Annotated in this window: 19 protein-coding genes; 13 read left to right on the forward strand and 6 right to left on the reverse strand. The window is 62.5% G+C overall.

From position 1 onward, the window contains the following. Positions 1–76 precede the first annotated feature (76 nt). From XB14_RS31375 to XB14_RS31385, 3 genes are all read left to right on the forward strand, one after another. Positions 77–850, forward strand: a complete 774-nt coding sequence (locus tag XB14_RS31375) for a DUF1223 domain-containing protein (protein ID WP_077968307.1) — start codon at positions 77–79, stop codon at positions 848–850. A gap of 314 nt (positions 851–1,164) precedes the next feature. Further along, positions 1,165–1,569 (forward strand): DUF2794 domain-containing protein, encoded by a 405-nt coding sequence (locus tag XB14_RS31380; RefSeq protein ID WP_077968309.1) that lies wholly within the window; start codon positions 1,165–1,167, stop codon positions 1,567–1,569. A 419-nt stretch (positions 1,570–1,988) separates the two neighbouring features. Then, positions 1,989–2,996, forward strand: a complete 1,008-nt coding sequence (locus tag XB14_RS31385) for an NAD-dependent epimerase/dehydratase family protein (RefSeq protein WP_179119715.1) — start codon at positions 1,989–1,991, stop codon at positions 2,994–2,996. Positions 2,997–3,036: 40 nt separating this feature from the next. Here XB14_RS31385 and XB14_RS31390 read toward each other — a convergent pair whose 3' ends face one another. From XB14_RS31390 to XB14_RS31405, 4 genes are all read right to left on the reverse strand, one after another. Beyond that, entirely contained in the window at positions 3,037–3,594 is a 558-nt protein-coding gene (locus tag XB14_RS31390) for a GNAT family N-acetyltransferase (RefSeq protein WP_077968313.1), read from the reverse strand. 122 nt (positions 3,595–3,716) lie between these two features. After that, positions 3,717–4,463 carry a Bax inhibitor-1/YccA family protein gene (locus tag XB14_RS31395; RefSeq protein ID WP_077968315.1) on the reverse strand — a complete coding sequence of 249 codons (747 nt, stop codon included), beginning with the start codon at positions 4,461–4,463 and terminating at the stop codon, positions 3,717–3,719. Positions 4,464–4,684: 221 nt separating this feature from the next. Beyond that, positions 4,685–7,237, reverse strand: coding sequence for an ABC transporter permease (locus XB14_RS31400; protein WP_077968317.1), 2,553 nt, complete (start codon positions 7,235–7,237; stop codon positions 4,685–4,687). Then, on the reverse strand, positions 7,234–7,959 hold the full coding sequence (locus XB14_RS31405; protein WP_143348631.1) for an ABC transporter ATP-binding protein: 726 nt from the start codon (positions 7,957–7,959) through the stop codon (positions 7,234–7,236). The genes XB14_RS31400 and XB14_RS31405 overlap by 4 nt, the downstream gene beginning before the upstream one ends. A gap of 66 nt (positions 7,960–8,025) precedes the next feature. Between XB14_RS31405 and XB14_RS31410 the strand changes: the two genes are divergently transcribed. Together XB14_RS31410 and thpR are read left to right on the forward strand one after the other, a co-directional pair. After that, positions 8,026–8,667, forward strand: a complete 642-nt coding sequence (locus XB14_RS31410) for an arylesterase (RefSeq protein ID WP_077968320.1) — start codon at positions 8,026–8,028, stop codon at positions 8,665–8,667. Positions 8,668–8,781: 114 nt separating this feature from the next. Then, positions 8,782–9,372, forward strand: coding sequence for an RNA 2',3'-cyclic phosphodiesterase (gene thpR / locus XB14_RS31415; RefSeq protein WP_077968322.1), 591 nt, complete (start codon positions 8,782–8,784; stop codon positions 9,370–9,372). On the opposite strand, the gene XB14_RS31420 is transcribed toward thpR, so the two are convergent. After that, complete coding sequence (locus tag XB14_RS31420) at positions 9,309–9,785, reverse strand: low molecular weight protein-tyrosine-phosphatase (RefSeq protein WP_077968324.1); 477 nt, start codon at positions 9,783–9,785, stop codon at positions 9,309–9,311. The two genes, thpR and XB14_RS31420, sit on opposite strands and share 64 nt — an antisense overlap. 86 nt (positions 9,786–9,871) lie before the next feature. On the opposite strand from XB14_RS31420, the gene XB14_RS31425 reads away from it, so the two are divergent. From XB14_RS31425 to XB14_RS31455, 7 genes are all read left to right on the forward strand, one after another. Next, positions 9,872–10,189: a 4a-hydroxytetrahydrobiopterin dehydratase gene (locus XB14_RS31425; protein WP_077968326.1), complete on the forward strand. Its 318-nt coding sequence runs from the start codon at positions 9,872–9,874 to the stop codon at positions 10,187–10,189. Between the two features lie 48 nt (positions 10,190–10,237). Beyond that, positions 10,238–10,615 (forward strand): YkvA family protein, encoded by a 378-nt coding sequence (locus tag XB14_RS31430; protein ID WP_077968328.1) that lies wholly within the window; start codon positions 10,238–10,240, stop codon positions 10,613–10,615. Positions 10,616–11,012: 397 nt separating this feature from the next. Beyond that, positions 11,013–11,516: an invasion associated locus B family protein gene (locus XB14_RS31435; protein WP_034803141.1), complete on the forward strand. Its 504-nt coding sequence runs from the start codon at positions 11,013–11,015 to the stop codon at positions 11,514–11,516. A 234-nt stretch (positions 11,517–11,750) separates the two neighbouring features. Further along, on the forward strand, positions 11,751–12,986 hold the full coding sequence (rlmN, locus tag XB14_RS31440; RefSeq protein ID WP_077968692.1) for a 23S rRNA (adenine(2503)-C(2))-methyltransferase RlmN: 1,236 nt from the start codon (positions 11,751–11,753) through the stop codon (positions 12,984–12,986). A 145-nt stretch (positions 12,987–13,131) separates the two neighbouring features. Beyond that, complete coding sequence (locus XB14_RS31445; RefSeq protein ID WP_077968330.1) at positions 13,132–14,085, forward strand: ABC transporter substrate-binding protein; 954 nt, start codon at positions 13,132–13,134, stop codon at positions 14,083–14,085. 215 nt (positions 14,086–14,300) lie between these two features. Further along, a complete protein-coding gene (locus tag XB14_RS31450) occupies positions 14,301–15,179 on the forward strand; it encodes an ABC transporter permease (RefSeq protein WP_057254900.1) in 879 nt (292 codons plus the stop codon). Further along, positions 15,176–15,970, forward strand: coding sequence for an ABC transporter ATP-binding protein (locus XB14_RS31455; RefSeq protein ID WP_077968335.1), 795 nt, complete (start codon positions 15,176–15,178; stop codon positions 15,968–15,970). The genes XB14_RS31450 and XB14_RS31455 overlap by 4 nt, the downstream gene beginning before the upstream one ends. A gap of 262 nt (positions 15,971–16,232) precedes the next feature. On the opposite strand, the gene XB14_RS31460 is transcribed toward XB14_RS31455, so the two are convergent. Further along, entirely contained in the window at positions 16,233–16,874 is a 642-nt protein-coding gene (locus XB14_RS31460; protein ID WP_077968336.1) for a LysE family translocator, read from the reverse strand. Between the two features lie 171 nt (positions 16,875–17,045). Between XB14_RS31460 and XB14_RS31465 the strand changes: the two genes are divergently transcribed. Further along, positions 17,046–18,263, forward strand: a complete 1,218-nt coding sequence (locus XB14_RS31465; RefSeq protein ID WP_077968337.1) for an argininosuccinate synthase — start codon at positions 17,046–17,048, stop codon at positions 18,261–18,263. Positions 18,264–18,314 lie beyond the last annotated feature (51 nt).

Genomic DNA, 18,314 nt, shown 5'->3' on the forward strand with positions numbered 1-18,314 from the left:
CCCGTTGATGGAGCGCCGTCGTATGTAGTGAACTCCCCACAAGGAGTAGGCCGACGGCCGGTAACGAAGTGACGCCATGACATCCGCAGACCGTTCTTTCATTCGTCCTGTTGCACTGGCTTTCGGGCTGCTCGCAGCCGCCGGTGCCCCTGCCGGGGCGCAGGAGAAACAGGCGATCAAAGGCGTTGTCGAACTGTTCACGAGCCAGGGCTGTTCGTCCTGTCCGCCGGCGGATGCGGCGCTGAAGACGCTGGTCGACGAGGGTGATGTGGTGGCGCTCGCCTATCACGTCGACTACTGGAACTATCTCGGCTGGGCCGACACGCTGGCATCGAAGGAAAACACCGAACGGCAATATGCCTATGCGCGCATGCTCGGGCGCAACGGTGTCTACACGCCGCAGGCGATCCTGAACGGCCGCGACCATCTGAACGGCGGCAACCTGCAGGCCATCAAGACGCGGCTGGAAACGATGAAGGCGGAGGGCAAGGGGCTTGCCGTTCCCGTCGACGCCACGATCCTCGGCGAAGAAATCCAGATCTCCATCGGCAGCGGCATCGGCAAGGCCAATGTCGTCGTTGTCTATTTCGACCGCGCCAAGATCGTCAAGATGGAGAAGGGCGAGAACACCGGCAAGGAAATCCCCTATTGGCATGCCGTGCGCGACATCCAGACGATCGGCATGTGGGACGGCCGGCCCGCGACGTTCACGCTGCCGGCAACGGTGCTGACCGAGCGCCCGGGCAACAGTGGCTGCGCGATCCTGCTGCAATCGATGAAGGACAAGGAAACACCGGGCGCCATCATCGGTGCCGCGGCCGTGCTCGCCGGCCCTCAGGGCAAATTGTAAGGGCGGCGAAGCGCAAGGGGGTGGTTCGGCCCGGCAGCATCGAGGGGCTGGGGCTGAGGGTTCGAAGTTACCGGACCGAACCGGCCATGGCTGCGTTCGGTGAACTCCCGCAGCATGACGACCTGACCGGACATACGGTGGCAACGACTCTGTCCGTCAGCGCCCGCGAGTTTTGCGATCAATTGGGGCGCCGGTTTGACTGAAATGGGGCAGAGGTAAGAAATGACCTCACCGTCCCATGGCTTCCGGCTTGCTTTTCGGCTCGTGTCAGGCACACTGTTATCGTTCTGTCACAACAGAAGGCCGGATTGCCGATGACCGATGAGCCGGACTTGCCGGAAGGCGAGGCGCGACATCAGCGCCACACCACTTCGGATGTGGTTGTCGATTTTCACGAATACAGGAACGCCAAGGACCCTCTCCCCGTCACCTTTCATCGCCGCGAACTGGACCAGATCCTCTGGGTTTATGGTCGTATGGTCGGCGAAGGCGAGTGGCGGGATTACGCCATCGACCATCTGAAGGACCGCGCGGTCTTTTCGGTGTTCAAGCGCTCGGGCGAGATGCCGCTCTATCGGATCGAAAAAAATCCGAAGCTGGCGGCAAAACAAGGCGCTTTCAGCGTGCTCAACGTCCACGGCACCATTCTCAAGCGCGGCCACGAGCTCGCACAGGTGCTGAAGGTGTTCGACAAGGTGCTGAGGCTAGTGGAAACCTAGAGCATCCCGCCCTCAAGTGGAAGCACTTAAGGCAGAAAGATGCTCTAGAATCAAAGTGCTAGCGTCCTGTGCGTTCATATGAACGCACGGCGCTCTAGAATATCTCGCACAAAAGCACGCAGCGGCTATGCGACGACCATGCGTGAAAGCGCGTTGCATGAGGCCGTTTAAACGCAGCGCGTCTTAGAGCCTCCATGGCACCAAACACCCTTCGGAAGGCGCTGGTGCCGTAGTGCATCGACTCCAGGTGCAGGTCTTTTGTTCATCGCGCCGGCGAGACCGGCTTCCACGATTTTTCGTTCTGTGAAACGCTGACTTGCGGTACAGTGTCGCCTCGCTTCGGAGGGACGACGATGTCAAAGCGCCCTTCGACATGACCTTGCTGTCCATATGACACCATGAGATGTCGAGAGAGGGCGATGGCGAACGTATTGATCATTGGCGGTGCTGGATTTATCGGCTCGCATCTGGTGACTCGCTGTCTGGAGGAGGGGCACACCGTCCACGTGCTGACTCGGCCCGAAACTAACTTGCACCGTCTGGAGCAGGTACGTGCTGACATTCAGCTGCACATTTTGCACCTGGACGACCGCAAGGCACTTCAGCGCTGCTTTGAGACGGCCAGGCCCCACTACGTCTTTTACCTTGCCGCTGCAACGAGACGTAAGCCGGAACCCGGGCTCGGCGATGCCTTTAGCAGCGTCCAGGAGGATCTGCTCGGCCTCTTGTCCACGATAGCGGTAGCCGCTGAGGCGCGTGTACCCCCGATCGCTTTCGTGCGCGCTGGAACTTTGGCCGCCTATGGTGGAACTCCCATGCCGCATGTGGAAACACAGCGGGAAGTCCCGAAAACAACCTATGCCGCGGCCCTCGTCGCAGGCGTCCATTATGTCGAGGCGTTGCAGCCGCGATTGCCGTTCCCTATCGTGACTGCCCGGCTTTCCCTTGTCTTCGGGCCGAACCAGTCGGACGAGTTCCTCATCCCATCATTGATCCGGTGTTGCCTTGTTGGGGAGCACTCGATCGTCCGCCGACCGAACGAGCGACGGGACCTGTTGTTCGTGGATGATGCTGTGGAGGCGCTGTACCGTCTGTCCATGGTGCACCCACAAGGGGCATCAATCGTCAACATCGCCTCAGGCCATGCACCGACCATGCGGGAGGTCGCGAAGCTGATCGTTGCGGCAAGCGGCGCGGACCCGGCGCTGGTCGAGTTTCTTTCGACCGACACATCCGGTGACATCGATCTATGCCCGTCCCCAGCTTTGGCAGAGGAACTGTTTGGCTGGAAGGCACGCATCTCATTGAACCACGGCATCGCGCGAACCGTGGCCTGGTGGCGAGAGAATATGCGGCTTCCCGCCCATTCGACGACGGCTGTGCAAACGCCTTTTCGCAACAACGGCTCACCGCTTGGGCGGCCGTAAGCTTTTTGCCGGCCGTGCAATTCAAAAGAGCCGACAGCAATCAGACTCCGTACAGTGTGTCCGGATAAACACCCTCCGGCGGGTCGCTCGTTTGGCCCTCGCCGAGCGCGAGCTGCATGATTGCCGTGTCGAGCCATCGGCCATGCTTGAAGCCGGTCGCTTTCATCGTGCCCTGGTGTTCGAAGCCGAGCGCACGGTGCACGGCGATCGAGGCCGGATGGGCGCCACCGATCACTGCCACCATCTGGCGGAAGCCGAGCTCCGTGCAGCGACGGACGAGTTCGACCAGCAGCGCCTTGCCGGCACCCTTGCCGCGCGCCTCCGGCGCCAGGTAGATGGAATCCTCGACCAGGAAGCGATAGGCCGTGCGCGTGCGGAAGCCGGATGCGTAGGCATAACCGATGATCGTCCCATCCCTGTCCACAGCGACCATATAGGGGTAGCCGTTGGCGATGATCGTCTCGAACCGGGCCCGCATCTCCTTTTCGGACGGCGGATTGATCTCGTAGGTCGCGACACCGTTCAACACGGATTCGCGATAGATCTCGGTAATGACAGGAAGATCGGCCAGCGTGGCGTCGCGCAGGGTCAGGGACATGGCGGAAGACTTGATCCCAAGGTTTCGTCGTCCTCTCACTCCCACGGAGCCCGGACGCTTTCAAGCCGCTTCAGGAAACAAAAAAGGCGGCCGAAGCCGCCTTTTCCGTCTGCTGTTCAGCCTTAGTTGTTCCGGTTACCCATGAACTGGAGCAGGAACATGAACAGGTTGATGAAGTCGAGGTAGAGCGTCAGCGCGCCCATGATCGCCTTGCGGCCGGCAACGGTGCTGTCATCGGCTTCGTAGTACATTTCCTTGATCTTCTGCGTGTCGTAGGCGGTAAGGCCTGCGAAGATCAGCACGCCGATCACGTTGATCGCGAAGGCGAGCGCCGAAGAAGCCAGGAAGATGTTGACGATCGACGCGATGATGACGCCGAACAGACCCATGATCAGGAACGAGCCCATGCCGGACAGGCTCTTCTTCGTGGTGTAGCCGTAGAGCGACAGGGCGCCGAACGAGGCCGCGGTCACGAAGAACGTCTGCACGATGCTCTGGCCGGTGTAGATCACGAAGATGGACGACAGCGACAGGCCCATCAGCGCGGCATAGATCCAGAACGTCGTCTGCGCGGCAGATACGCTCATGCTATTGATGCGGAAGCTCATGAAGAACACGAGCGCCAGCGGCGCCAGCATCACCACCCACTTCAGCGGGCTCGTATAGATCGCAGCACCGAAGGCGGTCAGCTGGCCATCCGAAAACGCCATCTGGAACGCCAGATAGGCGGCGACGCCAGTGATCGCCAGACCGAGCGCCATCAGGTTGTAGACCTTCAGCATGTATGCGCGAAGGCCTTCGTCGATCATGGCACCCGCCTGAGCGCCGGCAGGCGACATTCGGGTTTGGTAGTTTCTCAGGTCAGCCATTGTTTCCTCATTCAAGCTCCGGTGGAAGTTACGGTGTCGGGCGGCGAGGTTCGCCCTGGAAGACTTGCTTCCACGCCCAGGCGCCGCTGCGGAGCTCCAGCATGCCTATCGACAAATATGAGGCCGAAACCCGTTGCATACAAGACCCGGCCCCTTTGGATTCGGTCGCATCGGGCCGATTCAGACCGGTGCAATAGGGATTTACGGTTAACTCGGTCCGGTCAAAGTTCGCGCAGGACCGGCGCCGCCTTCTGCCCGAGAATGCGCCAGGTGCCGGCAAGGCCGATGCCGACGGTCATCACCAGCGCCGCCAGAACCGTCACGATCGCGACGTCGGGCAGGAAGCTCGACGGCAGCGTCATGATGCGATTGACCACGAACCAGGCGGCGATACCGCCCGCAAACAGCGCAAAAACTGCGGTTGCAAGCCCGAGAATGGCATATTCGTAGCTGAACGCCTTGATCAGCGTCGCCCGCGTCGCGCCCAGCGTCTTCAACACCACGGCGTCGTGGACGCGCGCCCGGTTGCCCGCGGCAAGCGCACCGGCAAGCACCAGCACGGAGGCGACGAGCGCCACGGCCGCAGCCGCGCGGATCGCCGTTGCCAACTGCCCGAGCAGGCCGTTCACAATGTCGAGAGCATCCTTTACCCGCACGCTGGTAATCGTCGGATAGGCGTTGGTGACGGCCTTCAGGACGGCCGCTTCCTCTTCCGGCGTCGCGGAGGGATCGATCACGGTCGCCAGCCACGCGTGCGGTGCGCCGGCAAAGGTGTTCGGCGAAAACACCATGACGAAGTTGATCGACAGCGATTCCCATTCGACGTTGCGGAAATTGGCGATCTTGGCGGTGATGTTGCGGCCAAGCACGTTGACCGTCACCGTATCGCCGATCTTCAGGCCGAGTTCGCCGGCCTCCTCCGCCGAGAACGAGACCAGAGGCTCCCCACTATAGTCGGCCGGCCACCAGGCGCCCTCCGATAGCGTCGAGTTCTCCGGCTTGTTCTTGGCATAGGTAATGCCGCGGTCGCCGCGCAGCACCCATTGGCCCGCAGGCGGCACGTTGCGGCTGTTCACGTCCTCGCCGTTGAAGGCGATGATGCGCCCGCGCAGCATCGGCACCTCGATGACCTTGCCCTTGGGGATCGTCCGGTTGAGGACCCCGCGGAAGCCTTCGATCTCGTTGCTCTGGATATCGACGAAGAAGAAGTTCGGCGCCCGCTCCGCCATGTTGCCGGTGAGTTCGCGGCGCAGATTGCCGTCGATCAGCGCCAGCGTCACCAGCAGCGCGAGCCCGAGGCCGAGCGAAAGCACCACCGACGACGTCAGCGCACCTGGCCGATGAATATTGCCGATCGCCAGCCTGAGAGACGGCGAGTTGACCCGCGGGCTGCGGCGCGCGAGCCAGGCGATCGCGAGTGCAACCGCCCGGAGCACGATGAAGGCGAAGGCGATCGCGCCGAGGAAGACAAGCGAAATATAGCGGTCGTAGGCCGTAAAGATCGCCAGTCCGGCCAGCGCGGAAAGACACGCGACGGCGCCGAGCAGATAGGGCCAGGCCGGAAAGCCCGAGGGGTCGAAGCCCTGCTGGCGGAAGAGCGCTGTTGCCGGAATGGCGCGCGCCCGGCCGAGCGGCAGGATGGCGAAGGTCAAGGCCGCCAGCACGCCGAAAAGGGCGGCGAGCCCGAAGGCGCCCGGATAGAGATGGAAGGCGGTCGAAATCGGCAGCAGGTCGGCCAGGAACTGCGCCGCGACAAAGGGGATCAGTGCACCCAGCACGAGCCCGATGACGATGCCGATCAGGGCGATCATCAGGATCTGCACGAGATAGATCATCGCCACCAGCGCAGCCGGCGCACCCAGGCATTTGAACGTCGCGATCACGCTGCGCTTGGCATCGAGATAGGCCCGCACCGCATTGGCAACGCCGACGCCACCGACAATCAGCGCCGTCAGGCCGACAAGCGTCAGGAACTGCGAGAAGCGCGTGATGTTGGCCGTCAGCGCCGGTGCTGCATTGCCGCTGGTACGGATCGACCAGCCGGCGGCAGGAAAGCGCTTCTCCGCCTCGGCGCGCACGGCCGCGATCCGGGTCGGATCGGTAACTTTGACCTTGTAGCTGTGCTCGACCAGACTGCCGGTCTGCACCAGGCCGCTGGCGGCGAGCGCCTCGGCAGAAATCATCAACCGCGGCGCAAAGCCGAATCCGTCGGAAAGGGCATCCGGCTCGCGCGTGATGGTGCCGTTGATGCGTATCCGGGCGTTGCCGAGAAGGATTTCGTCTCCGACCTTAACGTCCAGGCGATCGAGCAGCAGGGGCGCTACGACGGCGCCGAACACGTCGCCGTCACGTGCGACGAGTTCGTGCAGCGGCCGGTCGGGTTCGCTTTCCAGCGTGCCATAGAGCGGATAGGCGGCGTCGACCGACTTCAGTTCCACCAGCGCCTGGTTGGAACCGTCGGGCAACCGCGCCATCGACCTGAGACCGGCAGAAACCGCAACGGTTCCAAGGCCATCGAGATAGGCGCGCTCTTCGGTCGTCGCGACGCGATTGTTAAGTTCGAAGCGGATATCGCCTGCGAGCAGTTCCTGCCCCTGCGAGGCGATCGTCGCGGTGATCGATTGCGACAGCGAGTTGACGCCGGCAATCGCCGCCGTTCCGAGCGCGATGCAGGCAAGGAAGATGTAGAAGCCCTTGAGCCCGCCGCGCATTTCGCGCAGCGCCAGCCGCAGGGCAAGCAGCGGTCGCAGCCGTAGCGGTGAAACGCCGGTCATGCGGAGGCCGCCTGCTGAACCGGCGCCACCGCTATCGGATCCGCCTCGCCGCCGGCGACAATCTCGCCCGAGCGCACCCGCACCTGCCGCGCGCAGCGGGCGGCAAGTGCGGCATCATGGGTCACGAGAACGAGTGTCATGCCGCGGTCACGCTGTTCGGCGAAAAGCAGGTCGGCAATCTGGCGCCCGGTTTCGGCATCGAGATTGCCGGTCGGCTCGTCGGCGATCAACAGCTTCGGTGACGGCGCCAGCGCCCGGGCGATCGCCACGCGCTGCTGCTCGCCGCCGGAGAGCTGGCCGGGATAGTGGCTGAGCCGTTCGCCGAGACCGACGGCGACGAGTTCCTTGCGGGCGATCTCGAAGGCGCCGGCGACATTCGCAAGTTCGAGCGGCACGGCGACGTTTTCGAGCGCCGTCATGTTGGGAATGAGATGGAAGGACTGGAAGACGATGCCGATGTTGCGCCCGCGAAAATCCGCCACCCGGTCCTCGTCGAGCCGGTGCAGCGGCGTGCCGTCGATGACGATCTCGCCGCGGTCCAGCCGCTCGAGCCCGGCAAGCACCATCAGCAGCGTCGACTTGCCCGAACCGGATGGGCCGACGATGCCGACGGATTCACCGGCATTGATCGTCAGGCTCATGCCTTTCAGCACATGCACCGAGGCGGCCGCCTCGCCCAGCGTCAGATCCGCGTTTTTGAGTTCGATGATGGTGCTGGCCAAGCGAAACAACCCTATATGAAACGAAGTGGGGAACAGAAACGGCATTCGGGATTTAGGAACAGGCCCATGGCATTAAAAGGATTTCAACGGGTTTTCTTGGCACTGATGATGACATTTGCGTTATCATGGACGGCACGTGCCGAGACGATCAGCCTCGTAGGGTTCGGCGACAGCCTGATGGCGGGTTATCAGCTCCCGCCGGAGGACGCCTTCCCGGCCCGACTCGAAAAGGCGCTGAAGGAAAAGGGCTTCGACGTGACGATCGCGAACGCCGGCGTTTCCGGCGACACGAGTTCCGGCGGTCTTGCCCGCATCGACTGGTCGGTGCCGGATGGCACCAAGGGCGTGATCCTCGAGCTTGGCGCCAATGACGCGCTGCGTGGAATCCCGCCTGAAGAGACCCGCAAGAACATCGAGGCGATGATCAACCGGCTGAAGGACCGTGGCATTGCGGTGCTTCTCGCCGGCATGATGGCGCCACCGAACATGGGCGCCGACTACGCCGCCCGCTTCAACCCGATCTATCCTGAGCTCGCCGAAAAATACGGGCTGGAACTCTATCCGTTCTTTCTCGACGGCGTGGTGACCGAGGCGAAACTCAAGCTCGAAGACGGCATGCATCCCAATGGCGACGGCGTTGGCGTCATGACCGAAAGAGCGCTGCCCGTCGTCGAGCGGTTCCTGGCAACGTTGAACAAGACGGAGTGATGGCATCGTCCACAGTTAAGAGAACGTTAATATTCTGAAGCGCCAAATACCAGTTGCGTGCAGATGCGATGCGTGATTCGCTAAGACATCTGCAAGAGATTCGGGGAGCTCGCCATGCCGAGACTATTCACCGCCCTCGAAATTCCGCGCAATGCTGCAATGAGTCTTTCATTGCTGCGCGGAGGTCTTCCCGGAGCTCGCTGGATCGATGTGGAGAACTACCACATCACCTTGCGCTTCATCGGTGACGTTGATTGGCGCACCGCCGACGAGATCATCGACAAGCTCGATCGCATCGAACGCCCCGAGTTCCAGCTGCAATTGACCGGCACCGGCGCCTTCGGCTCGAAGAAGCCGCATTCGGTCTGGGCCGGTGTCAGCAACCATCCGGAAATGTATGCGTTACAGGCCGAAATCGAGCGCATCTGCCAAAGGCTCGGACTGGGGCCGGACCCGCGCAAGTTCACTCCGCACGTGACGCTCGCCCGGCTGCGCTCGAGCCGCGTCGAGGACGTGGTCGACTACCTCTCGGGGCGCGGGAACTTCATGACCTCGCTCTTTTCGGTCTCCCGCTTCGTGCTGCTCTCGTCGCGCGATTCAGTCGGCGGCGGACCTTACCTGACGGAAGAGGTCTTCCCGCTTCACGAAGTGCGTTCCCCGAGCCTTTCGAGCAACGACGAACATCCGGCCTCGAGCATCTGGTAAAGCGCCTCGAAGGCTTCCGGCCCTTCGTAATAGGGATCCGGCACATCCCGGACGTTGCCTGACGCATAGTCCAGAAAGAGGTGCACCTTCGCCGCCGTGCCTTCAGATGCGAGCCTTTTCAGCGTGCGGACATTGTTCTCGTCCATGCCGAGAATAAGGTCGAAATCCCTGAAATCTGCCGCCGCCACCTGGCGGCCGCGCAAGCGCGAAATATCGATGCCGTGCCGTCGCGCCGCTTCTATCGACCGCCGGTCGGGCGGATCGCCGACATGCCAGGCGCCGGTGCCGGCCGAATCCACATCCAGCGCAGATGCCAATCCCTTTTGCTCAGCCAATGCGCGCAACACGCCCTCGGCCAGCGGCGACCGGCAGATGTTGCCGAGACAAACGAAAAGAACTCTGACCGGTTTCATGCTATTCAGTTTCGAAGGCTGGAGATAGCGGACGCTTATACGCGACAGCTCGGTCTGAGAACAGGCGGATGCGAGGGAGATAGACGATGGCAGCGGAGAAACTGGACGAAGCGACGATTGCCGACAACCTGCACAAGATGGAAGGCTGGGTGAGAGCCGAAGACGGCAACTCGATCTGGAAGGCGTTCCGCTTCAAGAACTTCGTCGAAGCTTTCGGCTTCATGACCGAATGCGCGATCGTCGCCGAAAAACTCAACCATCACCCGGAATGGTTCAACGTCTACAATCGCGTCGACGTGACGCTGACGACCCATGACGCCGGCGGGTTGACGGAATTCGATTTCAAGCTGGCGGCGCGAATGGACAAGGCGGCCGCCGGCCGCATGCCGGACCATTTGAAATAGGCCCCCCAATCCCCATATTGAAAGCGCTGCAACAGCGGAAGCGGGACGATGGACGACATCAAGATTGGTGAAATTCTCTTGCCTGGCGAAGAATCCGAGCAGGAGCGCCGGGAAAAGCGCGTGAAGCGCCGCTTCTGGCCGACCTTTCGCCGGGCTGCCCGCCAGATCCCCTTCAGCCGCGATGTGGTCGCGGCCTATTATTGCGCGATCGATCCGAAGACGCCGACGCGGACCCGCGGCATCCTGCTCGCGGCGCTGGCCTATTTTGTGCTGCCGATCGACATCCTCCCCGATGTGCTGGCGGTCGTCGGCTTCTCGGACGACGTCGCCGTTTTGACCGCGGCCTTTGCCGCCATCAGCGGGCAGATCAAGGAAACGCACTACACCAAGGCCGACGAAACGCTGGCCGACACGCCAGAGGGCTGACGCTGGAGACCGACCGTCCGGTTGTGGCGCCCCATTCCCGCCCGAAAGTCAAACTCTTGCCCAATTCTTTGTGACATAGATCTGCAAGTGACGCTGGTTGCGTGCTTTGGCGCGACTGACGCCATGCAATGGCTTGGGGCAGGAAACCTTCTGGAATGGGCATTCCGAGGCAACGCGCATCCTCAATCGATCCCGGTTCGGCCAAGACCCGAATCGGCGGTCGAAAGGTACTGTGCGATGGGGCAAACCGCCCCGTTTCGGGGCTAAAGCCGCGGTTTTCGGCCACCGTTGACGGTTTGGTAACCTGAATTAAGTCAAAACAAATCAAATCATGACTACGCGTCGCCCGTCTGACCTGTTTCGGGTGATCGAAAAGCAAGAAAAGCGGCAGGACCTCATGTTTGTAAGAAAGATCGCAACCGCAATCGCACTCGTTCTGGCGACCGCCAGCATGGCTGCCGCCCAGTCTCCGACGCGCATCCAGCAGTTCAATGCCTGGGGCGCCTATTCCTACAATGCCGGCGGCGGCAAGGTCTGCTACGTCCTTTCGGTTCCGAAGGAAAAGAGCCCGGCCGGCGTCGACCACGGCGACATCTTCTTCCTCGTATCCCAGCGCCCGGGCCAGAACATCAGCTACGAGCCGCAGGCAATGATGGGCTACGCGCTGCAGGAAAATTCCAAGGTCAACGTCGTCATCGACGGCCGCACCTTCGTGATGTTCACCAAGGGTAACTCCGCCTGGGTGGAAAACGCAGCCGAGGAGCCCGCGCTCGTCGCCGCGATGAAGAACGGCAAGGCCATGTCGGTCAACGCCAAGTCGCGCAAGGGCACGGCGACCTCCTACTCCTACTCGCTCTCGGGCATCTCCGCTGCACTAAAGCAGATCGAAGCCTGCAAGTAATCACGGGACCAAAAGTCACGCGTAGGGGCCGGCTGCAAAGCCGGCCTTTTGCGTTCGAGGAGACCTGCCTCGTGACTCCCGGCCAAAACAATGCTAAAGCGCGGCCCAACTTGAGAGCCTCCGCGCCCCGATTGGCCGCTTTCGATGGCTCGACCGATTTCAATTCGCGCATCAGGACGATTTCCGGACCCGCTCTCCGGACGGCCTCTCGCCGTATGACAGGACATCATGAGCATGGCAGCCACTGAAATTCTGAACCGGGTGGAGATCGCCAAGGCACCGCAGGTGCGTGTTGCACCGCAGGCCGAGAAGCCGTCGCTGATCGGCCTCCTGCGCGAGGACATGGCAAAGGCGCTCGTCGAAAAAGGCGTGCCGGAGCGCCAGGTCAAGATGCGCGTCAGCCAGCTCTGGCACTGGCTCTATGTGCGCGGCGTTTCCGACTTCGACCATATGACGAACGTGTCGAAGGACATGCGCGAAATGCTGAAAGAGCATTTCACCATTGCCCGGCCCGAAATCGTCGAAGAGCAGATCTCGGGCGACGGCACCCGCAAGTGGCTGCTGCGCTTTCCGGCACGCGGCGCCGGCCGCCCGGTCGAGATCGAAACCGTCTACATTCCCGAAGAAGGCCGCGGCACGCTCTGCATTTCGAGCCAGGTCGGCTGCACCCTCACCTGCTCCTTCTGTCACACCGGCACGCAGAAGCTGGTGCGCAACCTGACGGCCGAGGAAATCCTCGCACAGTTGCTGCTTGCCCGCGACCGGCTCGGCGACTTTCCGGAGCGTGACACGCCGCAGGGCGCGATCGTGCCGGCGGAAGGCCGCAAGATCACCAACATCGTCATGATGGGCATGGGCGAGCCGCTCTACAACTTCGAGCACGTGAAGACCGCCCTTTTGATCGCGTCCGACGGCGAGGGCCTGTCACTGTCCAAGCGCCGCATCACGCTGTCGACCTCCGGCATCGTGCCTGAGATCTATCGCACCGGCGAGGAAATCGGCGTCATGCTGGCGATCTCGCTGCATGCGGTGCGCGACGACCTGCGCGACATGCTGGTGCCGATCAACAAGAAGTACCCGCTGAAGGAGCTGATGGATGCCTGCCGCGCCTATCCGGGACTTTCCAACGCCCGCCGCATCACCTTCGAATATGTGATGCTGAAGGACGTCAACGACAGCCTCGAAGACGCCAAGCAACTGGTGAAGCTCCTGAAGGGCGTGCCGGCGAAGATCAACCTCATCCCCTTCAACCCCTGGCCCGGCACCAACTACCAGTGTTCGGACTGGGAGCACATCGAGAAGTTTGCCGACTTCATCAACCAGGCCGGCTATGCCTCGCCGATCCGCACCCCGCGCGGCCGCGACATTCTCGCCGCCTGCGGCCAGCTGAAGTCCGAATCCGAGCGCATGCGCAAGGTCGATCGCCTCGCCTTCGAGGCGATGATGATCGCCAATCACGGCGAGGACTGAGGCGCTCAGCCCTCGCGCAGCCGCGGTTCTTCGGTCCTGGCTCGACACCATCAATGAAGAACTTTGATGAGTGATGCAGTTCCTATCGATTGATTTCATTCTCCCGGTTTCCTAAGAAAGCGGGACATCAATAGGAGGACAACCCATGCGCTCACTTCTCATCGCCCTTGCCGCCACGGTGGCATTCACTCTCCCGGCCCGTGCCGATGAGGTGACCGTCGCCGTGACGGCGATCGTCGAGCATCCGGCGCTCGATGCCGCCCGCGACGGTGTGAAGGATGCGCTGGCAGCCGCCGGTTACAAGGAAGGCGAGAACCTCAAGTTCCTCTACGAGTCGGCCCAGGGCAACCCGGCAACGGCAGCCCAGATCGCCCGCCAGTTCGCAGGCGAAGCGCCTGATGTGATCGTGCCGATCTCGACGCCGTCGGCCCAGGCCGTCGTTTCCTCGACCCGCGACATCCCGGTCGTCTTCACCGCCGTTTCCGATCCGGTCGGCGCGCAGCTGGTCAAGGACATGGACAAGCCCGGCGGCAACGTCACCGGCCTCTCCGACATGTCGCCGGTTGCCGAGCACGTGGCGCTGATCAAGGAAATCCTGCCGAACGCCAAGTCGATCGGCTACCTCTACAACTCCGGTGAAGCCAACTCCGTTTCTCTGCTCGCGGTGCTGAAGACCGAAGCCGAAAAAGCCGGCCTGACCGTGGTCGAATCCGCAGCGACCAAGTCGGCTGAAGTTCAGGGTGCCGCCCGCGCTCTCGTCGGCCGCGCCGATGCGATCTACGTTCCGACCGACAACACGATCATTTCCGCGCTCGAAGGTGCCGTCGCCGTCGCCGAAGAAGCCAAGCTGCCGCTCTTCACCGCCGACACGGATTCCGTTGCCCGCGGCTCGCTCGCAGCCCTCGGCTTCAACTACTATGACGTCGGCAAGCAGACCGGCGACGTGGTCGTTCGCATCCTCAAGGGCGAAAACCCCGGCGACATTGCCGTGAAGGTCGCCGCCGGTTCCGACCTGGTGATCAACAAGAAGGCCGCCGAGAAGATGGGCGTCACCCTTCCGGAAAGTGTCGTTAAGCGCGCAACGCGCGTCGTTGAATAACGCTTTCGACCTTTTCAGGTTCAAGTTTGTTGCGTTTTGCCCGCCTCCGTTCCATACGGGGGCGGTTCGCTATGAGGCCCCGGATCCTTGCGATGCCGGGCCTTCCGAAGTTCTGAGCCGCACCTGCACCGTCACGGATGGCGCAATGTGCCAAGCGGGAGCGTCGCGCACATAAGGGACAACCAAGCGCGACAGGTAGAAAAGAGGGTCTGGGGTTGAGTCTAATCGCTTTCTGGGGAGCCGTGGAGCTGGGGCTGGTCTATGCCTTCGTCGCCGTCGGTGTCTTTCTTGCATTCCGGGTTCTCGATTTCCCCGATCTGACCGTCGACGGGTCGTTTCCGCTCGGAGCGGCCGTCACCGCGGTCCTGATCATCGCCGGCGTCAACCCGTGGCTTGCCGCCTGCGTGGCGATGGTCGCAGGCGCTGCGGCCGGCATCGTCACGGCGATGCTCAACGTACGCTTCAAGATCCTCAACCTGCTTGCGTCGATCCTGACGATGATTGCGCTGTTCTCGGTCAACCTGCGCGTCATGGGCAAGCCGAACGTCGCGCTGATCAACGCCGACACGATGCTGTCACCCTTCTACGGCCTCGGCCTTCGCGACTTCTACGTCCGGCCGCTGTTCATCGGCGTGCTCGTCGTCATCGCCGTCATCGTCGTCTGGCGTTTCCTTGAAAGCGATGCCGGCCTTGCGATGCGCGCCACCGGCGCCAATGCCCGCATGGCCCGCGCGCAAGGCGTCGACACCAACCGCCAGATCTATCTGGGCATGGCGATCTCCAACGCGCTGGTCGCCTTCGGTGGCGCGCTCTTTGCCCAGACCAACGGCTTTGCCGACGTCACCTCGGGCGTCGGCACCATCGTCGTCGGTCTTGCAGCCGTCATCATCGGCGAGACGCTGCTCGGCGCCCGCGGTATTCTGATCGCGCTGATCGGCTGCGTGCTCGGCTCGATCCTCTACCGCATCGCGATTCAGCTGGCGCTGTCGACTGACATGCTCGGGCTGCAGGCCTCCGACCTCAACTTCGTCACCGCGGCGCTCGTTACCTTCGCCCTCGTCCTTCCCCGTCTTCGTCGCGGAGGTGCGGCATGATCAGCGTCAACAACATCCAGGTCATCTTCGGCAAGGGTACGCCGCTGCAGAAGCAGGCGCTGAACGGCGTCGACCTGACGATCGAGCAGGGCTCCTTCGTCACCGTCATCGGCTCCAACGGCGCCGGCAAGTCGACGCTGCTCGGCGTGCTCGCCGGCGACGTGCTGCCGAGCGCCGGACAGGTGACGATCGGCAAGACCGATGTCACCCGCAAAGGGACTGCCGCACGCGCCGGCCTCGTCGCCCGCGTCTTCCAGGATCCGCTGACCGGGAGCTGCGGTGCGCTGTCGATCGAGGAGAACCTGGCGCTTGCCGCCAAGCGCGGCGAGGCGCGTGGCCTTGTTGCCGCGCTCGGTCCCAAGCGCCGCGAGCATTTCCGAGCGCGCATCGCCGAGCTCAATCTCGGGCTTGAAAACCGCATGGGCGATCGCATGGACCTGCTTTCGGGCGGCCAACGCCAGGCGGTCTCGCTGGTCATGGCGACGCTTGCCGGCTCCGAAGTGCTGCTGCTCGACGAGCACACGGCAGCACTCGACCCGGGCATGGCCGAGTTCGTGATGAACCTGACGCAGAAGATCGTCTCCGAGCGCAAGCTCACGACGATGATGGTGACACACTCGATGCGCCAGGCGCTCGACTACGGCCACCGCACCATCATGCTGCACGGCGGCGAGATCGTTCTCGACGTCGCCGGCGACAGCCGCAAGGAACTGCAGGTCGAGGACCTGATCGCCATGTTCCGCCGCATCCGCGGCCAGACGCTCGACGACGATGCGCTGCTGATCGGCTGATCGGCGCCTCCTACTTCGGCCTTCGAGGTTGCCCCTCATCTGCCTGCCGGCATCTTCTCCCCGTAGACACGGGGAGAAGAACGCATGCCGCACCGTGATCAGAACATATCTGCGGATCGCATAGCCAGCGATTGGCGGGTCACTACTGCGCTTCAGGGCCACTGCAACGGTGGCCATTGGGCGCCGACGATGAGGCGCTTGTTCTTCTCCCCGCCTGCGGGGAGAAGATGCCGGCAGGCAGATGAGGGGCGAAGCCTTCGGCCTACCGCGACGTCGTCATGAAAATCTTCACCGCAAACACCGAGAAGACCCCAGCGAAGCTGAAGTCGAGCGCCCGCATTACGCCCTTGTTGCGCTGCAGCCAGGAGGCAAGCCAATCGGCGGTGAAGACCACCAGCATGTTGACCGGCATGCCGATCGCAATGAAGAACAGGCCAAGGAACAGGAGCTTGCCGGTAACCGAAGGATCATCGGCGCTGACGAACTGCGGCAGGAAGGTCATGAAGAAGATGATGACCTTGGGGTTCAACAGGTTCACCCAGAAGCCCGCGGAGATGTTCGCAAGGGCCTTGCCTTCCGTCGCCTCGACCTTCTGGACGGAAATGCTCGAGCCGAAGCGGATTGCCTGCACTGCGAGCCAGAGCAGATAGGCGGCACCACCGGTCTTGAGGATCGTGAAGGCCGTGGGCGAGGCGGTGATCAGCGCCGAGATACCGAAGGCGACGAGCAGCGTATGGACCACAATGCCGAAGCTGGTGCCCAGCACGACAAAGAGTGCGGCCTTCTTGCCCTGCGCGAGCGCCCGGCTGATCGACAGCGTCATGTCCGGGCCGGGCGTAGCCGCCAGGAGCAGCGTCGCGGGCGCAAAGGTCAGGAGGGTTGGCAGGCTGGGGATGAAGTCCATCGTCGTTTCCTCGGCATAGGTTCATCTCCCCTAATCCCGCGCCCGCGCTTTTGCCAACGGATTCGCGACATCTGGCGTTCTAATGCTTGTATCCCAGCAGGTTCTGGCTAAAGTGCCGCAGATTTGCACGCGGCATCGCCGCCCTCCCCCAAGACCAGACGGACGGAAACCATGGCATCGCATAAAGACGTGAAAAAGGTCGTTCTCGCCTATTCGGGCGGTCTCGACACCTCGATCATCCTGAAGTGGCTGCAGACCGAACTCGGCGCGGAAGTCGTCACCTTCACCGCCGACCTCGGCCAGGGCGAAGAGCTCGAGCCGGCCCGCAAGAAGGCCGAGATGCTCGGCATCAAGGAGATCTACATCGAGGACGTCCGCGAGGAATTCGTCAAGGATTTCGTCTTCCCGATGTTCCGCGCTAATGCCGTCTATGAAGGCGTCTACCTGCTCGGCACTTCGATCGCCCGCCCGCTGATCTCCAAGCACCTGATCGACATCGCCAAGAAGACCGGCGCAGACGCGATCGCCCATGGCGCCACCGGCAAGGGCAACGACCAGGTTCGCTTCGAGCTTTCGGCCTATGCGCTGAACCCGGACATCAAGATCATCGCCCCGTGGCGCGACTGGTCATTCAAGAGCCGCACCGACCTGCTCGAATTTGCCGAAAAGCACCAGATCCCGGTTGCCAAGGACAAGAAGGGCGAAGCGCCGTTCTCCGTCGACGCCAACCTGCTGCACTCGTCCTCCGAGGGCAAGGTTCTCGAAGATCCGGCCCTCGAAGCCCCTGAGTACGTGCACATGCGCACGATTTCGCCGGAAGCCGCTCCCGACCAGGCGACCGTCATCAAGGTCGGCTTCGAGCGCGGTGACGCCGTTTCGATCAACGGCGTGCGCCTGTCGCCGGCAACCCTGCTTGCCAAGCTCAACGAATACGGCCGCGACAACGGCATCGGTCGCCTCGATCTCGTCGAGAACCGCTTCGTCGGCATGAAGTCGCGCGGCGTCTACGAAACCCCCGGCGGTACGATCCTGCTCTCCGCGCACCGTGCGATCGAGAGCATCACGCTCGACCGGGGCGCGGCCCACCTCAAGGACGAGCTGATGCCGCGCTACGCCGAGCTGATCTATTACGGCTTCTGGTTCTCGCCGGAGCGCGAGATGCTGCAGGCCGCGATCGACAAGAGCCAGGAGCATGTCGAAGGCGAAGTGACGCTGAAGCTCTACAAGGGCAATGTCATGGTCATCGGCCGCGAGAGCGACAAGTCGCTGTATTCCGACAAGCTGGTCACCTTCGAGGACGACCAGGGCGCCTATGATCAGAAGGACGCCGCCGGCTTCATCAAGCTCAACGCGCTGCGCCTGCGCACGCTGGCCGCGCGCAACCGCTAAGACGACGACAGCTTAAAAAGAAAGCCTCCGCGACCCGCTCGCGGAGGCTTT

This window comes from Ensifer adhaerens (assembly GCF_002007205.1).
GTDB classification, from domain to species: Bacteria; Pseudomonadota; Alphaproteobacteria; order Rhizobiales; family Rhizobiaceae; genus Ensifer; species Ensifer adhaerens_D.